Source organism: Kribbella sp. NPDC055071, assembly GCF_053608045.1.
Window position 1 is genome coordinate 217,229 of sequence record NZ_JBSGUS010000009.1, and the last position, 16,260, is coordinate 233,488.

16 protein-coding genes are annotated in these 16,260 nt (G+C 66.5%); 7 read left to right on the forward strand and 9 right to left on the reverse strand.

Annotation, left to right across the window (positions count from 1 at the left end; all coding sequences use genetic code 11):
* Positions 1-131 precede the first annotated feature (131 nt).
* Positions 132-1,322: an MFS transporter gene (locus ACWF4Z_RS17410; protein WP_452244067.1), complete on the forward strand. Its 1,191-nt coding sequence runs from the start codon at positions 132-134 to the stop codon at positions 1,320-1,322.
* Here ACWF4Z_RS17410 and ACWF4Z_RS17415 read toward each other — a convergent pair.
* Positions 1,293-2,411, reverse strand: coding sequence for a hypothetical protein (locus ACWF4Z_RS17415; protein ID WP_452244068.1), 1,119 nt, complete (start codon positions 2,409-2,411; stop codon positions 1,293-1,295). The two genes, ACWF4Z_RS17410 and ACWF4Z_RS17415, sit on opposite strands and share 30 nt — an antisense overlap.
* Before the next feature lie 234 nt (positions 2,412-2,645).
* Here ACWF4Z_RS17415 and ACWF4Z_RS17420 point away from each other — a divergent pair, with 234 nt between their 5' ends.
* Positions 2,646-3,440 (forward strand): S1 family peptidase, encoded by a 795-nt coding sequence (locus tag ACWF4Z_RS17420; protein ID WP_452244069.1) that lies wholly within the window; start codon positions 2,646-2,648, stop codon positions 3,438-3,440.
* A 53-nt stretch (positions 3,441-3,493) separates the two neighbouring features.
* Here ACWF4Z_RS17420 and ACWF4Z_RS17425 read toward each other — a convergent pair whose 3' ends face one another.
* From ACWF4Z_RS17425 to ACWF4Z_RS17435, 3 genes are read right to left on the reverse strand one after another with little or no spacing between them, the layout of a single operon-like run.
* Positions 3,494-4,927 carry a dihydrolipoamide acetyltransferase family protein gene (locus tag ACWF4Z_RS17425; RefSeq protein ID WP_452244070.1) on the reverse strand — a complete coding sequence of 478 codons (1,434 nt, stop codon included), beginning with the start codon at positions 4,925-4,927 and terminating at the stop codon, positions 3,494-3,496.
* Entirely contained in the window at positions 4,924-5,910 is a 987-nt protein-coding gene (locus ACWF4Z_RS17430; protein ID WP_452244071.1) for an alpha-ketoacid dehydrogenase subunit beta, read from the reverse strand. The genes ACWF4Z_RS17425 and ACWF4Z_RS17430 overlap by 4 nt, the downstream gene beginning before the upstream one ends.
* A gap of 1 nt (position 5,911) precedes the next feature.
* Entirely contained in the window at positions 5,912-7,000 is a 1,089-nt protein-coding gene (locus ACWF4Z_RS17435) for a thiamine pyrophosphate-dependent dehydrogenase E1 component subunit alpha (RefSeq protein WP_452244072.1), read from the reverse strand.
* Positions 7,001-7,117: 117 nt separating this feature from the next.
* Between ACWF4Z_RS17435 and ACWF4Z_RS17440 the strand changes: the two genes are divergently transcribed.
* A complete protein-coding gene (locus ACWF4Z_RS17440) occupies positions 7,118-7,606 on the forward strand; it encodes an Lrp/AsnC family transcriptional regulator (protein ID WP_452244073.1) in 489 nt (162 codons plus the stop codon).
* Here the strand turns inward: ACWF4Z_RS17440 and ACWF4Z_RS17445 are convergent.
* Entirely contained in the window at positions 7,603-8,601 is a 999-nt protein-coding gene (locus tag ACWF4Z_RS17445) for a LacI family DNA-binding transcriptional regulator (RefSeq protein WP_452244074.1), read from the reverse strand. The genes ACWF4Z_RS17440 and ACWF4Z_RS17445 overlap by 4 nt on opposite strands.
* A gap of 78 nt (positions 8,602-8,679) precedes the next feature.
* Between ACWF4Z_RS17445 and ACWF4Z_RS17450 the strand changes: the two genes are divergently transcribed.
* A complete protein-coding gene (locus ACWF4Z_RS17450) occupies positions 8,680-9,999 on the forward strand; it encodes a Gfo/Idh/MocA family protein (protein ID WP_452244075.1) in 1,320 nt (439 codons plus the stop codon).
* 89 nt (positions 10,000-10,088) lie between these two features.
* On the opposite strand, the gene ACWF4Z_RS17455 is transcribed toward ACWF4Z_RS17450, so the two are convergent.
* Positions 10,089-10,496: a VOC family protein gene (locus ACWF4Z_RS17455; RefSeq protein WP_452244076.1), complete on the reverse strand. Its 408-nt coding sequence runs from the start codon at positions 10,494-10,496 to the stop codon at positions 10,089-10,091.
* Positions 10,497-10,610: 114 nt separating this feature from the next.
* Entirely contained in the window at positions 10,611-11,615 is a 1,005-nt protein-coding gene (locus ACWF4Z_RS17460; RefSeq protein ID WP_452244077.1) for a magnesium and cobalt transport protein CorA, read from the reverse strand.
* A 173-nt stretch (positions 11,616-11,788) separates the two neighbouring features.
* Here ACWF4Z_RS17460 and ACWF4Z_RS17465 point away from each other — a divergent pair, with 173 nt between their 5' ends.
* Complete coding sequence (locus ACWF4Z_RS17465) at positions 11,789-12,754, forward strand: 2-hydroxyacid dehydrogenase (RefSeq protein ID WP_452244078.1); 966 nt, start codon at positions 11,789-11,791, stop codon at positions 12,752-12,754.
* Positions 12,755-12,764: 10 nt separating this feature from the next.
* Here the strand turns inward: ACWF4Z_RS17465 and ACWF4Z_RS17470 are convergent, their stop codons facing one another.
* Positions 12,765-13,649, reverse strand: coding sequence for an RNA polymerase sigma-70 factor (locus ACWF4Z_RS17470; protein ID WP_452244079.1), 885 nt, complete (start codon positions 13,647-13,649; stop codon positions 12,765-12,767).
* A 156-nt stretch (positions 13,650-13,805) separates the two neighbouring features.
* On the opposite strand from ACWF4Z_RS17470, the gene ACWF4Z_RS17475 reads away from it, so the two are divergent.
* Both ACWF4Z_RS17475 and ACWF4Z_RS17480 read left to right on the forward strand, forming a co-directional pair.
* Entirely contained in the window at positions 13,806-14,291 is a 486-nt protein-coding gene (locus ACWF4Z_RS17475) for a carboxymuconolactone decarboxylase family protein (RefSeq protein WP_452244080.1), read from the forward strand.
* An 88-nt stretch (positions 14,292-14,379) separates the two neighbouring features.
* Positions 14,380-14,826, forward strand: a complete 447-nt coding sequence (locus tag ACWF4Z_RS17480) for a VOC family protein (protein ID WP_452244081.1) — start codon at positions 14,380-14,382, stop codon at positions 14,824-14,826.
* A gap of 530 nt (positions 14,827-15,356) precedes the next feature.
* Here ACWF4Z_RS17480 and ACWF4Z_RS17485 read toward each other — a convergent pair.
* Positions 15,357-15,872 (reverse strand): DinB family protein, encoded by a 516-nt coding sequence (locus tag ACWF4Z_RS17485; protein WP_452244082.1) that lies wholly within the window; start codon positions 15,870-15,872, stop codon positions 15,357-15,359.
* Positions 15,873-16,260: the final 388 nt, after the last annotated feature.

Consider the following 16,260-nt stretch of genomic DNA (forward strand, 5'->3'; position numbering starts at 1 on the left):
CCAAAACCTGGGTCCACTTGAAACTTACGATTGCATACGCCATCATAGCGCTTATGCAATAGCCCGCGTCTGCAACTATCGCGGACGCCGGTAACCGTTCTTCAAGACTACCTTCGAGGAGAGATCCAGTCATGCCCGCAGCTCTGCTGGCGCTGGCGATCGGTGCGTTCGGGATCGGCACCACCGAGTTCGTCATCATGGGCCTGCTGCCCGAGGTCGCGAGCGACTTCGACGTCAGCATCCCGTCCGCCGGTCTACTCATCTCCGGCTATGCGCTCGGCGTCGTGGTCGGCGCCCCACTGCTCACCGCGATCGGTGCCAAGATCTCGCGCAAGACCGTGCTGATCGCGCTGATGGGCGTGTTCATCGCCGGCAACCTGATCTCCGCGCTTGCTCCGTCGTACGGCGTTCTGATGGCCGGCCGGATCGTGGCTGCGCTGTCGCACGGCGCGTTCTTCGGAGTCGGATCCGTGGTTGCGGCATCGCTGGTGCCGAAGGCCAAGCAGGCGAGTGCGATCGCACTGATGTTCACCGGTCTGACTGTGGCGAATGTGCTCGGTGTTCCCGGCGGTACGGCGCTCGGGCAGGCCTTCGGCTGGCGGTCGACGTTCTGGGCGGTCACGGCGTTCGGTGTGGTCGGTTTGCTCGGCATTGTCTTCCTCGTACCGCGCCAGGGCTCGTCTGAGGGTCCCGGGCTGCGGAGTGAGCTGGCCGTGTTCAGGAACGGGCAGGTGTGGTTGGCGCTGGCCATGACGACGCTCGGGTTCGCCGGGGTGTTCGCGTCGTTCACCTACATCGCCCCGATGATGACTGAGGTCGCCGGCTTCTCATCCGGGGCAGTGACCTGGTTGCTGGTGTTGTTCGGCGGCGGTCTGGTCGTCGGGAACCTGGTCGGTGGCAAGGTAGCGGACCGGTCGCTGATGCCGAGTCTGTACGTGATCCTTGCGCTACTGGCCGCCGTACTGGTCGTGTTCGTCTTCACCGCACACAGCAAGCTGGCCGCGGCTGTGACGATCGCAGTGTTCGGTGCGGCTGCGTTTGCGACCGTTGCGCCGCTGCAGAAGCGGGTGATGGACAAGGCCGCCGGCGCTCCGGCGCTGGCGTCGGCGGCGAACATCGCCGGTTTCAACCTCGGCAACGCGATCGGCGCGTACCTCGGCGGCCTGACCATCGCCCACGGTTTCGGCTACACCGCCTCCAACTGGGTCGGTGCCGCACTCACTGCGTCCGGCCTGGTCGTTGCGCTCATCTCCGGTCTCCTGGACCGCCGTCCTCAGGACACCCGGACACCTTCAGCAAGTCGTGTAGAAGTTAGCTACTGAGGAGAAGGACTTCTTCGGCTGCCAGCGATAGCGGGACGCGGGGTCGTCGTCGTTCACCCGGAGGACTTTGCAGAGGCTGTACGCGGCCATGTCTTCGTCATGGGGACGGTCGTGCGGACGGTGCGGGGCGTCGGGTGAGATGAAGGTGTACGGCGATGCCCCGAGGAACCCTTCACCGGCGAACACATCGAGCATATGGGCCAGGTGGTCGGCCTGCTCCTGCTCGTTGCGGACGTACTGCGGCGGGATCACCGGCACGTCGCCACTGAAGTCGACGATGTCCCAACCCATCCCACCCAGTTCGGCCGCGCCCGTGAACGTGCAGCATCCGAACTCGAGGATCAGGATCGGCTTACCCCACCGGCGGAACGGCGCCAGCTCCTTGGTGTGATCGGCACGGTTCGCGTGGTACGAGTAGTAGTCCAGTCCGACGAGGTCGAACAACGACCAGTCCACCGGCTCCAGATCGGACGCCGCGCCGTACGTGATCCGGCCCTTGAAGTTGCTCCGGGCAACCTTCACCATCCGCGCGGTGAAGTCCCGGAACTTTCGTTGCAGCTCGGGCCAGTCGAACTCGCCCTTGGTCAGGTACTCGATCCGGTCGAAGAAGGTTGCGCCCGGGACGATGCCGGGGGTGAACAGCATGAACTCGCAACCGATCACCAGAATCACCTCCTGGTCGTACCGCCGCCGCAAGCGCTCGGCCTGCACTGCGACCTGGCGCAACTTCTCCAGCTCGTCGACCTGCGGCTCATCGAACGACCGTGGCTGAATCGACACCGTCAGCCCCTGCTCGAGTGCGGCGGTCGCGGTATCGGTCAGACGCCGTACGTCGCTGCCGTAGATGCTCACCCAGTTCGCGTGCAGCCGATGGCGGATGGCGCTGAGCTCACCACGCATGATGTCGTCGCGCCACAACACCCGGCTGTCGTCACCGATGAAGCCGGTCCCGGTGTCGTACGCGACCCCCTTGAGTTTCAGCCTTGGCCGTCCAGCCGCTGCGGTGGTGGCGGTCGTGATTCCCGTCGTCGTTGCGAGCAGGCCGAGGGCGGCCGCGCGCTGGAGGAACTGTGCCCGGTTGATGGTCATGGTCCTGAGTTTTCGCCGGTACGCCGGAGAATTCGTCGTGCGGAGGTCTATCAGGCGGCGACTTTGGTCGCGAATGGTCCGGAGACGGCAGGGGATGGCACGGGGATGGCACGGGGATGTCCCGTCACCGATGTGCCCGGTCAAGCGCTTGCCCTACTCCTCGTAGGCAGGCAACTCTTCTGAGTCATGGGGTCGCACCGCCCTGGCGACCCACTGAACACTGGAGTGTGAGGCATGTCCGGAAAGCTCAAGCTCGCCCGTGCCGTCTTCGCCGCCGCCGTTCTCGCGGCCACCTCGCTCGGCGCAGTCGGTGCCGCCGAGGCGAAGACCCCGCCACGGGCCGACATCGTCGGTGGCACGCTGGCCAGCACCGCGCAGGCGCCCTGGGCGATCGCGCTGAACAACAGCCGCTCGTCGGACCCGTACGGCCAGTACTGCGGCGCGACCCTGGTCAAGGCGAACAAGATCGTCACCGCGGCGCACTGCGTCACGCAGTCGATCAGCACGTACACCGCGGTCCAGGGCCGCGACGACCTGCGCGGCACCGCCGGCAAGACCTCGAGGATCTCCAAGATCTGGAAGGACCCGCAGTACGGACGCGTGGCCGGTCACGACGTAGCAGTGATGACACTGACCACTCCGTTCACCGGAGTCGCGACGCTGCCGCTGGAATCGAGCCGGGCCGCCGACGCGGTCGGTGCACAGTCGACGGTCTACGGCTGGGGCACCACTGAGGGCACTGGACCGGAGGACCGGTTCCAGAAGGTGCTCGTGCCGGTGCTCGGCGACGCGTACTGCGGTGACGTGTACGCGGACGACGGGTACGTCGCCAACGGTGAGATCTGCGCCGGATACAAGAACGGCGGCAAGGACTCGTGTCAGGGCGACTCCGGTGGCCCGCTGGTGCTGAATGGCCGGCTGTTCGGGGTCGTGTCGTGGGGCATCGGGTGCGCGGACGCCGGCAACCCCGGGGTGTACGCGGAGGTCGCGTCGTACTACTCGGCGCTGACAACGCAGATCAACGACTAATAACCCGGCACCGGTGGCCGATCCACGGGGATCGGTCACCGGTGCCGTTAGTTCTAGAGGTCGGCGAAGGCTGACGTTGGGTTTTCGAAGGCGTCGGCGACGAAGCGGAGGAACGCGGCCGCCGTTCCGCCGTCGCAGACACGGTGGTCGAAGACGAGCGACAGCTGGGTGAGTTTGCGGATCGCGATCTCGCCGTTCACCACCCACGGCCGGTCGATGATCCGTCCGACGCCGAGGATCGCGACCTGCGGGTGGTTGATGATCGCGGCGCTCCCGTCGACGCCGAAGCTGCCGTAGTTGTTCAGCGTGAACGTGCCGCAGGACAGCTCGTACGGCGACAACCGGCCGGACCGCGCGGATTCGGTCAACCGGCGGATCTCCTCGTCCAGACCGCGCGTCGTCAGCCGATGCGCGTTCGCAACAGCCGGTACGACGAGACCCCGGTCCGTCTGCGCGGCGAGTCCGAGGTTGACCCCGTCGTACTGCACCAGTTCTTCACGCTCGGTGTCGACGAACCCGTTCAGCTCTGGGTATTTCATCAACCCTGCCACCACAAACCGGCCCATCAACGCAAGCAAACCCGGCCCGGGATCGGTTGCCGATCGCAACGACGCGCGCAACTCCATCAGCGCGGTCGCGTCCACATCCACCCAGGTGGTCGCTTCCGGAATCTCCGTCCGGCTACGCGACAAGGTCGCCACCACAGCCTTACGGAACCCACTCATCGGCTCCCGCTTCAACTCGTCCAGCCCGGTTCGAGACTCAACCATCCGAGGCGTCTCCAACCGAGCGGCGATCGCCAACTCCACGTCCCGCCGAACAATCAACCCATCCGGCCCAGACCCAGCCACCCCCACCAAGTCCACCCCAGCATCCCGAGCCAACCGCCGAACCAAAGGCGAAACCACCAAAGCCACCCGCCGCCCACCAACATCACCCGAGGAAGCACCGTCACCGCCCAGAGCCACCCCAACCCCAGAAACGTCACGCCCCAGCGCCACCCCAGCCGAGTCACGGGCGGGGGCTGCCCCAGCCTGAGAAGTGTTACGGCCGACGGCTACTACTGCTCTTCCGGCGGGCGCGGCAGAAGACGCCGCGACAGCGTCCGCCGCATGGGAGGCGACGTCAGCCGAGCTACCAACTGAACGAGGCTTCCGGCGGCGGCCGGAGTGTGGGGTGTCTCCGGTGCCGTAGCCGATCAGGACGTTGCCAGAGCCGGCCTGCTCCTCTTCGCGGTACGTAGACCCAGCGTCACCCGCGCCAACCGTGATGAGCGGCTTTCCGACCGGAACGACAGTCCCCGGCTCACCATGGAGTTCTGAAACCACACCAGCATAAGGAGACGGCAGCTCAACGATCGACTTCGCGGTCTCGACCTCAGCAACAGGCGTGTCAACGGCGACAACATCCCCGACCTTCACCAGCCACCGCACGATCTCAGCCTCGGTCAGCCCTTCACCGAGGTCGGGCAAATGGAAGGTATTCACGAGTCCTCCCATTGCAGATCGTCAACAGCGTCAAGGATCCGGTCCACCCCCGGCAGCTGGTACTTCTCCAGCTTCGGCGGCGGATAAGGAATGTCGAACCCGGTCACCCGCCGAATCGGCGCCGCCAACGAGTGGAAGCACCGTTCGGTGACCCGAGCAACGATCTCCGAAGAGACACTCGCGAACCCACTGGCCTCCGCAACCACGACAGCCCGTCCAGTACGTCGTACCGCCGCACACACCGTCTCGTCGTCGAACGGCACGATCGACCGCAGATCCACCACACCCAACTGCCGTCCCTCAGCAGCCGCAGCCTCCGCGGCCTCGAGCGCGACCGGCACCGTCGGCCCGTACGCGATCAACGTCGCGTCCGCGCCTTCTCGCCGTACGACGGCAGTCCCGATCCCCGGCTCGTCCTCGGTGAGATCGACCTCTTCCTTCGCCCAGTAAAGCTTCTTGGGCTCCATGAACACCACCGGGTCAGGCCATTCGATTGCCTTGCGCAACAACGTGTACGCGTCCGCGACCGTCGCCGGCGCAACCACCGTGAGCCCCGGCGTGTGCGCGTAGTAGCTCTCCGACGAGTCGCAGTGATGCTCGACGCCGCCGATGCCCCCGGCGTACGGCATCCGGATCACCATCGGCAGGGCGACCCGGCCGCGGGTCCGGTTCCGCATCTTCGCGACGTGCGAGACGATCTGTTCGAACGCCGGATACCCGAACGCGTCGAACTGCATCTCGACGACCGGCCGCATCCCGTTCATCGCCAGGCCGACCGCCATCCCGACGATCCCGGACTCGGCCAATGGGGTGTCGAAGCAACGATCCTCGCCGAACTCCGCGGTCAGCCCGTCCGTGATCCGGAAGACACCGCCGAGCGCGCCGACGTCCTCACCGAACATCAGCACCGAGTCGTCCGCCCGCATCGCGTCGCGCAGGGCCCGGTTGAGCGCCTGGGCCATCGAGATCTTCTCGTGCGTCATCTCAGGCCTCCTCTCGCGCCAGCTCGTCGTGCAGGAACGCGGCCTGCTCGCGCAACTGCTGCGTCTGCTCGGCATACAGATGGGTGAACAGCTCGTCCGGGTCGACCGACGGCTCCGGCATCAATCCCGCGCGCAGCCGATCGGCGACCTCGGCCGCCTCGCCCTCGGCCCGCGACCGCAGACCGTCGTCCAACCAGCCCTGCTGATCGAGATAGGTCTCGAGCCGCTTGATCGGATCGCGTTCCAACCACGGCGTGACCTCGTCGTCCTCGCGATATCGAGTCGCATCATCGGCGTTCGTGTGTGCCTGAACGCGATACGTGTGCGCCTCGACCAGCTGCGGACCTTGGCCCGAACGCGCCTTCTGCACAGCGTCTCCGAGCACGGCGAGCAGCCCGGCAAGATCGTTGCCATCGGCCCGTTCGCCGGGGACGCCGTACCCGATCCCCTTGTGCGCAAGGGATGGCGCCACGGTCTGACGCGCCAGCGGTACGGAGATCGCGTACTCGTTGTTCTGGATGAAGAAGACAACCGGTGCATGGAACACAGCAGCGAAGTTCAGCGCCTCATGGAAGTCGCCCTCGCTGGTCGCGCCATCACCGCAGAGCGCCATCACCACGGTGTCCTCGCCCTTCAGCCGCGCCGCGTGGGCGACCCCGACCGCATGGGTGAGCTGGGTCGCGAGCGGTGTGGACTGCGGCGCGACGTTGCGTGCGTACGGGTCGTAGCCCGAGTGCCAGTCGCCACGTAGCAGTGTCAGCGTCTCGATCGGGTCGACGCCGCGGCTCATGATCGAGACCGTGTCGCGGTACGTCGGGAACAGCCAGTCCCCATCGCTCAGGACCATCGTGGCCGCGACCTGGCAGGCCTCCTGGCCGTGCGACGACGGATACACGGCGAGCCGGCCCTGGCGAACCAGTGCACTGGCCTGATCGTTGATCCGGCGGCCCTTGATCAACTGAACGTAGCCGTCGACCAAGGCGTCCTTGGACGGCAGCCGGTACGACGGGTGCTCGTGCGGAACGCCGTCCTGGTCGATCAACCGGACGGGTTCCGCGGAGGGGAGCAAACGCTCCTCGACGGTAGTCATGGGCCCTCCAGCGCAGGAGACAGACGGTGGCCTCATCGTCGTACTTCTGGCCAATCGGATCTATAGGTGGGAGAATCGCGAGACGTTTGGTTCGACTGAAGCGAAGGAGCGGCTCAGATGTCTGAACAGACGATGGTCCACCGGGCCGGTCCTGGACAGATGGTCGTGGCTCCGGCGCTGGACGAGGTCGATCGGCAGATCGTCGAGGCGCTCGGCCGGGACGGACGGCTGTCGATCCGGGCCCTCGCGGACCAGGTTCACATCTCCCGGGCGAACGCCTACGCGCGCGTCGAGCGACTCACCACGACCGGGGCGATCACCGGATTCACCGTCACCGTCGACCCACTCAAGCTGGGCCTGGCGACCTCGGCGTACGTCACACTCAGTCTCCGCCAGAGCTCGTGGCGATCCCTGCGCGAGCAACTCCAGGCAATTCCCGAGATCAAACACATGGCCCTGGTCGGCGGCGACTTCGACGCGATCCTCCTCGTCCGAGCCGCCGACAACGAAGGTCTCCGCCGCGTAGTCCTCGAAAAACTCCAAGCCATCCCCGAAGTCCTAGGCACCCGGACCGCCCTCATCTTCGAAGACCTGGGAACGCTCTAACAGCCGCAGGACTGCCGCAGGATCAACTCGGTCGGATAGGTCAAAGCCTCGACCGCATCCTCACCGTCGATCAGCCGGCGTACGGCCGCACGCGCCAACCGCTCGAGCGGCTGACGTACGACGGTCAGCGGCGGCCAGCTGTACTCCGTCTCCGCGGTCCCGTCGAACGCGACCACAGCGACATCCTCCGGGATCCGCAACCCTGCTTCGTGGATCGCCCGGAGGACCCCGATCGCCTGGAGATCCGAGCTCGAGAAGATCGCGGTCGGCCGATTGGTTGCTGCGAGCAACTGACCGCCGGCGTCGTACCCACCGATCCGACTGAAGGCGGCGCGTGCGATCGGCCCGTCCCCGAGCCCCGCTCCCCGCAGCGCATCTCGCCAACCGACCTCTCGCTCCCCAACCCGCACATCACGGTTGTCAGATTCGGCTGCTCCCCGTGGCACTGGACCGATCACCAGACCAATTGTTTGGTGACCATGGCCGATCAAGTGCTCTACTCCGGCCCGCGCGCCCTCGCGGTATTGGGGCCGGACCGACGACACCGCCGGGAGCACTCGGTTGATGGCGACGACCGGCACGCTGCCTTCGACCTCCGGCGCTTCAGCCGGCGCGACCAGGATCAGACCGCTCACCTGCCGTACGACGAGCTCCGCGATCTTCGCCTGTTCGGTGACCGGGTCCCCGTCGGCGCTGGTCTGCAGAACGACGTACCCGCGCGCGGAGGCCTCTTTGTCGATCGCCTTGGCGAGCTCGGCGAAGAGTGGATTGCCGCCGTCCGGGGTGATCAGACCGAAGGTCCGAGTCGTGCCCATCCGAAGCGCGCGGGCGGTCGCGTTCGGCCTGTAGCCGAGGACACGGATCGCGTCCAGCACCCGCTGCCGGGTGTCCGGCGCGACCGGTCGTGGGCCTTCGTTGACCACGTAGCTGACCACCGCCGTGCTGACCCCGGCGTACTCCGCGACGTCGTTCCGCGTGACAAGAGCCTTGGGCATGAGCCGATACTACGACCCTTGACCGTGATGGAAAACGATTGCTAGCGTGCGGGGTCTACACGAGTAGAGGAGCACGTCGTGCCGAGACGCTATGCAGTCGCCGGGACCGGTTCGCGGGCACGGGAGTATGTGCGCGCGATGTTCCAGGAGCATCCGGAGGAGGCTCAGCTGGTCGCGTTGCTCGACCCGAACCCGGGCCGGCTCGCGTTCCACGAGCAGTTCGTGCAGGAGCTCGGTGGCCCGGAGCTTCCGCAGTACGGCGCAGACGACCTCGAACGGATGGTCAAGGAGCAGTCCGTCGACAGGGTGGTCGTGACGAGCCCCGACTACACCCACGCGTCGGTTGTGTCCCGGCTGCTGCGCGCCGGCGCGGATGTGATCGTGGAGAAGCCGCTGACGATCGACGCCGACGGTACGCGGCAGATCGTCGACGCGATGAACGAATCCGGTAAGTCGGTCGTCGTCACCTTCAACTACCGATACTCACCGCGGAACAGCGCACTGCGCCAACTCATCGCGGACGGCGAGATCGGTGCGGTCACCAGTGTCGAGTTCCAGTGGGTGCTCGACACGCGGCACGGCGCGGACTACTTCCGCCGCTGGCACCGGGAGAAGAAGAACTCAGGCGGTCTGCTGGTCCACAAGGCCTCCCACCACTTCGACCTGGTCAACTGGTGGATCGCCTCGTCCCCTACCCGAGTCTTCGCCTCCGGCGGACTCTCCTTCTACGGTTCGGGGAACGCGGCAGCTCGTGGCCTTGGGCAACGACCCGAGCGTGGCACGATCGATGGTTCGGCCAACGATCCCTGGCTGCTCGATCTCCGCATCGACGAGATCAACCGCCAGCTCTACTGGGAGTCCGAGCAGTACGACGGGTACCGGCGTGACCAGGACGTGTTCGGTCCCGGGATCACGATCGAGGACAACCTGGCCGTGATCGCGGAGTACGCGAACGGCGCCCGGCTGAGCTACTCCCTCAACGCCCATTCACCGTGGGAGGGGTATCGCGTCTCGGTCAACGGCACTCTCGGCCGCGCTGAACTGGAGGTCGTCGAGCGGGCAGCGGTCATCGACGACCAGATCGACCCGAGCTATCCGTCCGACCGTGTCGTCGCCGGCGAGGTCCGGTCGGACGGCGAGCGCCTGATCCTGCAGAAACACTGGGCTTCCGCGGTCGAGGTGGAGATTCCTCAAGGCGTCGGCGGCCACGGCGGCGGCGACCGTCTCCTCTACACCGACCTCTTCCAAGGCCCGACAGACGATCCGCTTGCCCGCGCGGCCGACGTACACGACGGAGTCCGAGCCGTAGCCGTCGGCATCGCCGCCAATCAATCCTTGGCGACCGGCCAGCCCGTCGTCATCGCCGACCTCGACCTCGGCGGCTGGAGGCAGGCCTGATTCTCCAGGCCATCACAATCGCGGTCGGCCCGCAGCCGCACGCTCAGCCGGCGGGACCCGCCACGATTGTGATGGCCTGGAGATCGGCATCACCAGGCGGCGGGGAGTCCAGGACGGTGGGTGCCGAACGTCCACTCGTAGCCCTCGGGGTCGGCGACGCGGCAGCGGTAGTTGCCCCACTCGCTCAGGGCGGGCTCCCAGATGGACTCCGCACCGGCGGCGACCGCGGTGGCGTGGATGTTGTCGACCTCGGCTTGAGAGTCGACGGCGACGTACGCGCCGTGGCCGACGGTGTCACCCTTCCGGGTCGGCCGGTCGTAGCCCACTTCGTCGGTGAACAGGGTGAACGCGACGCCGTCGGACCGCATCTCGGCGTGCATGACCCCGCCCTTGTCGTCGGGGACCTCCATGGTGGTTTCGAACCCGAAGGCCTTCTCCAGCCAGCGCAGAGCACCGGTCGCGTCGCGGTAACCGAAGTACATGTGGAAGGTAGTCATGGGTCCAGCGTCGACCAGGTAGCGGACAGCTTCCGTCCGCTACCAGATCTGATAGCGCTACTTCGGGAGCTGCCCCGGCACCTGTCAGCCCTTGGTCGTCGGCCCGTCGGCGCGTCAGGAAGCTTGCCGACCGGACTGCCGCTGCCGACGGAACCACACCATCAGGGCGATACACGGCACCACGAGACCACCGATGCCCAGGGCGAGGAAGTCCCACTCGGCGTTCACATGGTCGACCAGCCAGCCGAAGTTCTGACCGAAGAACCCGGTCACGAAGGTCAGCGGCAGGAACACCGTGGCGATTTTGGTCAGCTGTTCCATGCTCGCGTTCTGGCGGACGCCGACCTTGGTCTGTTCGACACCGATCACCGCCATGTTCGCTTCCAGCACAGTGGCGAGCAGGTCGCGCTGCGCGGCAACCTCTTCGTTCACCAGGACCAGGTGGTCGTGGACGTCGCGGAAGTACGGCAGCAGGGCGGTGTCCCGGGCGCCCCGCTCGATCGTCGCGAGTACCGCGAGCAACGGGTGCACGGCTCGGTAGAAGTCGGTCACTTCGCGGCGCAGGAAGTAGATCTGCTCGGTCGGCGCGACAGCACCCGCGAACACGGTCTGCTCAACGCGCTCGATGTCTCGCTCGAGTTCGGCGACGACCGGGCCGTAGCTGTCGACGACCTGGTCGAGGATCGCCCACAGGACCGAGCTCGTACCGCATTCCAGCAGCTCAGGACGCCGCTCGAGCCGGATCCGGGCGCCGTGCAGATCGCTGGCCACGCCCTGCCGGACAGTGATCACGAACGACTTCCCCACGAACACGCTGACCTCGCCGAAGTCGACTTCCTTCCGCTGGTCGTCGTATCGGGCTGTGCGCAGGATGACGAGCTCGACATCGCCGGCGTACGGCTCGACCTTGGGGCGGAGGTGGAAGGTCTGCGCATCCTCGACGGCCAGCTCGTGCAGGCCGAAACTCTTTCTCGCCTGATCGAGTTCCTCGGCGGTGGGCTCGTACATGCCCAGCCAGACGAACCCGCCGGTCTGGCAGTGCCGAGCGGCGTCCTCGACCGACATCGCCTCGACGTGCTGGCGGCGTCCGTCCCGGTAGTAGGCGCAGTCGATGATCATGGTGCCTCCTCCCTTCGATCGTCGGTCCTCGCGCCGTCAGGAAATAGGGTTGAGCGGGAAAGTGGCGGTGAACATCGGGGCCGGCCGAGGGCAGGAAGAGTGCCGGAAGAGTGCTGGCTGGGTTCCTGGTCCAGGCACTGGAAGTCAACAAGGATTGGGGCCAAGGAGGAGACATGGGACTACCAGTAGTGCTGATGCCAGGACCGATGAATCCCGCTGTCGCGGCGGGGCTGGAGGGTCATTGTGAGCTGATTCGGCTGTGGGAGGAGAGCAATCCCGACGCCGTGCTCGCCGAGCGCCGCGACGAGATCGTTGCCGTCGCTACCGGTGGGACGCGGATCGACGGCGCATTCCTGGACCGATTACCGGCAGTGCGACTGGTGGCCAGCTTCGGTGTCGGCTACGACCGGATCGACGCCGAGACCGCAGCCGAGCGCGGCGTCGTCGTGACGAACACGCCTGGCGTGCTCGATGCCGAGGTCGCCGATACCGCACTCGGCCTGTTGTTGATGACGGTCCGTGAGCTACCTCAGGCGGAGCGGTATCTGCGCGAGGGCCGGTGGAAGGACGGTTCGTATCCGTTGACGCGGGCAACGATGCACGGCCGCCGGATGGGCATCCTCGGTCTGGGCCGGATCGGCCAGGCGATCGCGGACCGGGTGGCGCCGTTCGGCATCTCGGTTGCCTACCACAATCGCCAACGGAAGGATGTCGACTACCGCTACTACTCATCGCTGGTCGAGATGGCTCGGGACGTCGACACCTTGGTGATCGTGATTCCTGGCGGCGACAGCACGCGTCACCTCGTCGACGCCGAGGTCCTGAAGGCGCTGGGGCCGGAGGGCATCCTGATCAACGTTGCCCGCGGTTCGGTCGTCGACGAGCAGGCGCTGGTCGACGCCCTGCGGGACAACACGATCCTGTCCGCCGGACTGGACGTCTTCGAGCACGAGCCCGAGGTTCATCCAGACCTGCTCACCCTGCCGAACGTCGTACTCCTTCCGCACGTGGGCTCGGCCACGATCCCTACTCGCAACGCCATGGCCGGCCTGGTGGTCGACAACCTCCTCAACTGGTTCGCCCGCGGCACCGCGCTCACGCCCGTGCCAGAGTCAGCAGACCTCAACCGATCAACCTGACCCGGGCCGGTCAGCGGCTGAGGGTGATCTCCTGGTCCAGGCGGGACAGCTTCTCGGGGTTGCGGACGATGTACATGCCGGTGATGAGTCCGTTGTCGACGTGCAGCGCCATCACGGTGTTGATCTCGCCGTCCGGTCCGAACAGGAGGACCGCCGGTTGACCGTTGACCTGGGTGAGTTGGGTCGGCGACTCTGCGAAGCGGGTCACACCGTTGAGGAAGGCCGCGACTCGATCCGCGCCGACGATCGGTTCGAGGACTGCCTGGACGACGCCACCACCGTCGGCGAGGAAGACGACGTCGGGAGCGAGTACGTCGAGCAGACTCTGCAGATCGCCCGTGGTGATCGCGCGCTGGAAGGCCTGGATCGCGTCCCGGGTCTCGCCGGCGGAGACGATTCCGCGGGGTCGACGGGCGGCCACGTGGTCGCGGGCGCGGTGGGCGATCTGACGGACGGCGGCCGGCTTCTTGTCGACGGCCTCCGCGATCTCGTCGTATTCCAGGCCGAAGACCTCACGCAGGACGAAGACCGCGCGCTCGGTCGGTTTCAGGGTCTCGAGGACCAGCAGCATCGCCATCGAGACGCTGTCGGCCAACTCGATGTCCTCAGCCACGTCCGGGGTGGTCAGGAGAGGTTCGGGGAGCCATGGACCGACGTACGACTCCTTGCGGCGGCCGAGGGTCCGCAGCCGGCTGAGCGCCTGACGGCTGGCGATCCGGACCAGGTACGCACGGTGATCGCGCACGGTCTCCAGGTCGACGCCGACCCACTTCAGCCAGGTCTCCTGGAGGACGTCCTCGGCGTCGGCCGCGGAACCGAGCAGTTCGTACGCCACGGTGAACAGGAGGTTGCGGTGGGCAACGAACGCCTCGGTGGCGAGGTCGGTGCCGGTCATGGGTGGCTCCTTTGCGCCGTCGGCTGTCCCCCACCTGACGTCACAGCCCGCCGTTGTGTGACATCGGCACCGGTGTGGCCCTCGTCACGGTCACATCCTGCCGGGTCACCGGTGTCTTGGTGTCGTTCAGCCGTCCCCACGAGTGAGGACCTACCGATGGAACCCCGTATCGACCTGATGAGCAACGAACTCGGCGCCAAGATCAGCAAGAGGATGTTCAACGTCAGCCTGGCGATCCAGGAGTCGACGCTGCCCGCGGCGACCCGGGATCTGGTGATGCTGCGGGCCAGCCAGATCAACGGCTGCGGATTCTGTCTCGACATCCACACCAAGGAGGCCACTGCAGCCGGTGAGACCGCGCTCCGGCTCAACCTGGTCGCGGGCTGGCGGCACTCGACCGTCTTCACCGACGCCGAGCGGGCCGCGCTGGCCCTGACCGAGGAGGGCACCCGATTGGCCGACGCCGGCGAGGGCGTCTCGAGAAGGACCTGGGCGTGGGCCGGCCTGCACTACGACGAGGATCAGCTGATCGCGCTGGTCGCCCTGATCGCGATGATGAACGCCACCAACCGGATGGCGGTCATGACCAACAGCCTCGGCGGCGCGTACGAACCCGGCCTCCTGACGAAAGCCCTCGATTGAGGCCGGGGATGTCGAGAATCTGGAGCGGGCTCCGTCCCAGGTACAACAGCGACCATTACGGGCCGCGTGACGATCGAGGAGAACCACCATGACGATTCAGTCAATGAACAACGTCGGCATTGTCGTCGATGACATGGACGCCACTGTCGCCCTGTTCACCGAGCTCGGGCTTGAGGTGGAGGGCAAGGGCCAGGGCCAGGTCGAGGGATCCTGGGCCGACGAATGCGTCGGGCTGGAAGGTGTCCGCTGCGACATCGTGATGATGCGGACCCCCGACGGTCACAGCCGACTAGAGCTGGCGAAATACCGGTCACCCGCCGCCCAGCCCGCCACACCCCAGAACCCACCGCACAACACGATTGGCATGCACCGCGTCATGTTTGCCATGGACAACCTCGAGGGCACCGTTGCCCGCCTCCGCCCCCACGGCGCCGAGCTGGTCGGCAGCGTCGCCCGCTTCGAGAACGCCTACCTACTCTGCTATCTCCGCACGCCCGAAGGAATCATCGTCGGCCTCGCACAACATCTCCAGTAGCCCTCGCCCCGACCACACCCACGTACGCCGGAGCCCAGCTGTCCCGGCGCCAGACACCTGCCCCGAGCCTCCCCTGGCGAACACCAACTGGCGACCACGCACACGAACTGATCCGTCCGCAGTCCCCACTACCCCCTGGAACCAGACGAACCAGAACTCACGCCGGACGAACCCGCGATCCCGCAGTCCACTGCCACCCGACCCTCGAACCAGACAGACCGGGAACTCACCCCGGACGAGCCCGCGATTTCGCGGGACACTGCCACCCAGTCCTGGAACCAGACGGACCGGAACTCCCGCGGGCGAGCTCGCGACTCCGCAGTCCACTGCCACCCAGCTCTCCGACCAGACGGACCGGGGGCTCACGCTCGATAACACGAGACTCCGCAGTCCCATGCCACCAAGCTCTCTAACCTGACGGGCCGGAACTCGCGCGGGATGAGCTCGAGATTCCGGGGTTCATTGCCACCTGGCTCTCGGACCAAACAAACCGCGAGTGCTCCGGGGGTGACCGGGCTGTTGCCGGAGCGTTAGTTCTGTTTCTTGGGGAGGTCCCAGATGCGTTCGGTTGTCCAGGCGTATTCCCAGGCTTGGATGTCGGGGGGCTCGATGCCGAAGCCGGTGAGGATGGCGCAGACCTGTTCGCGGTGGTGGTTGGCGTGGTTGATCGCCTGCGCGATGAAGATGCCGGCTCTCGTCCCGCGGGTCTCGTTGTCGACGATGATCACTCGCTCGACGTCGATCGGCTTCGCGAGGACGTCTTCCCACACCGCTCCTGCCTCGTCGTTCCAGCGCTCGAGCGTCTCGAGATCCGCGGTCTCCGGAGCGTCGACGAAGGCGAGTGTTTGGTCGGCGAGACGCCGTACGTAGCTGCCGTCGCACCGGATGATGTGGTCGAGCGTCGCGAGGATGCCACCGAACGTGCCGACACCAGTGACCTCGAGCTGATCAGCGGTCAGGTCCTGCGCGCGAACGAACTGGGTGAGACTCTTCGTCGCCCAGTTGTTGTGCCGAATCGGGTCGTACAACAAGTCGTTGAGTGCCATGCAACGGACAGTAGCCGCGCCACGCAGATCGTCGTACCGAATTTCCACCGGAAACCACCTCCGGACAGCGAACAACCACACCTGCTGCAGCCGCGCAGGCCCGGGCCACCAGCACCCGCTGCAGGCCCAACACACCAGCTCCGGTCGCAACCAGCGCAGCCCCGAGACACCGTCAGCTGGTGCGGCCGGCGCGGGCCCAGGACACCGGCACCTGCTCACACGGGTGCTACAAGCTATCCGCGACCTGTCCCCGCCCGGCCCGGCCTGTCACCGCGTCCCGGCATCACTGGTCCGGATCGGCCACGGCCGTCCTGCCGACGTTCAACCGGCGGCTCCACTACGCGATCGAGGCCGAGGGCTGGAAGTACCCGACCCAAGCGGCCCGTCC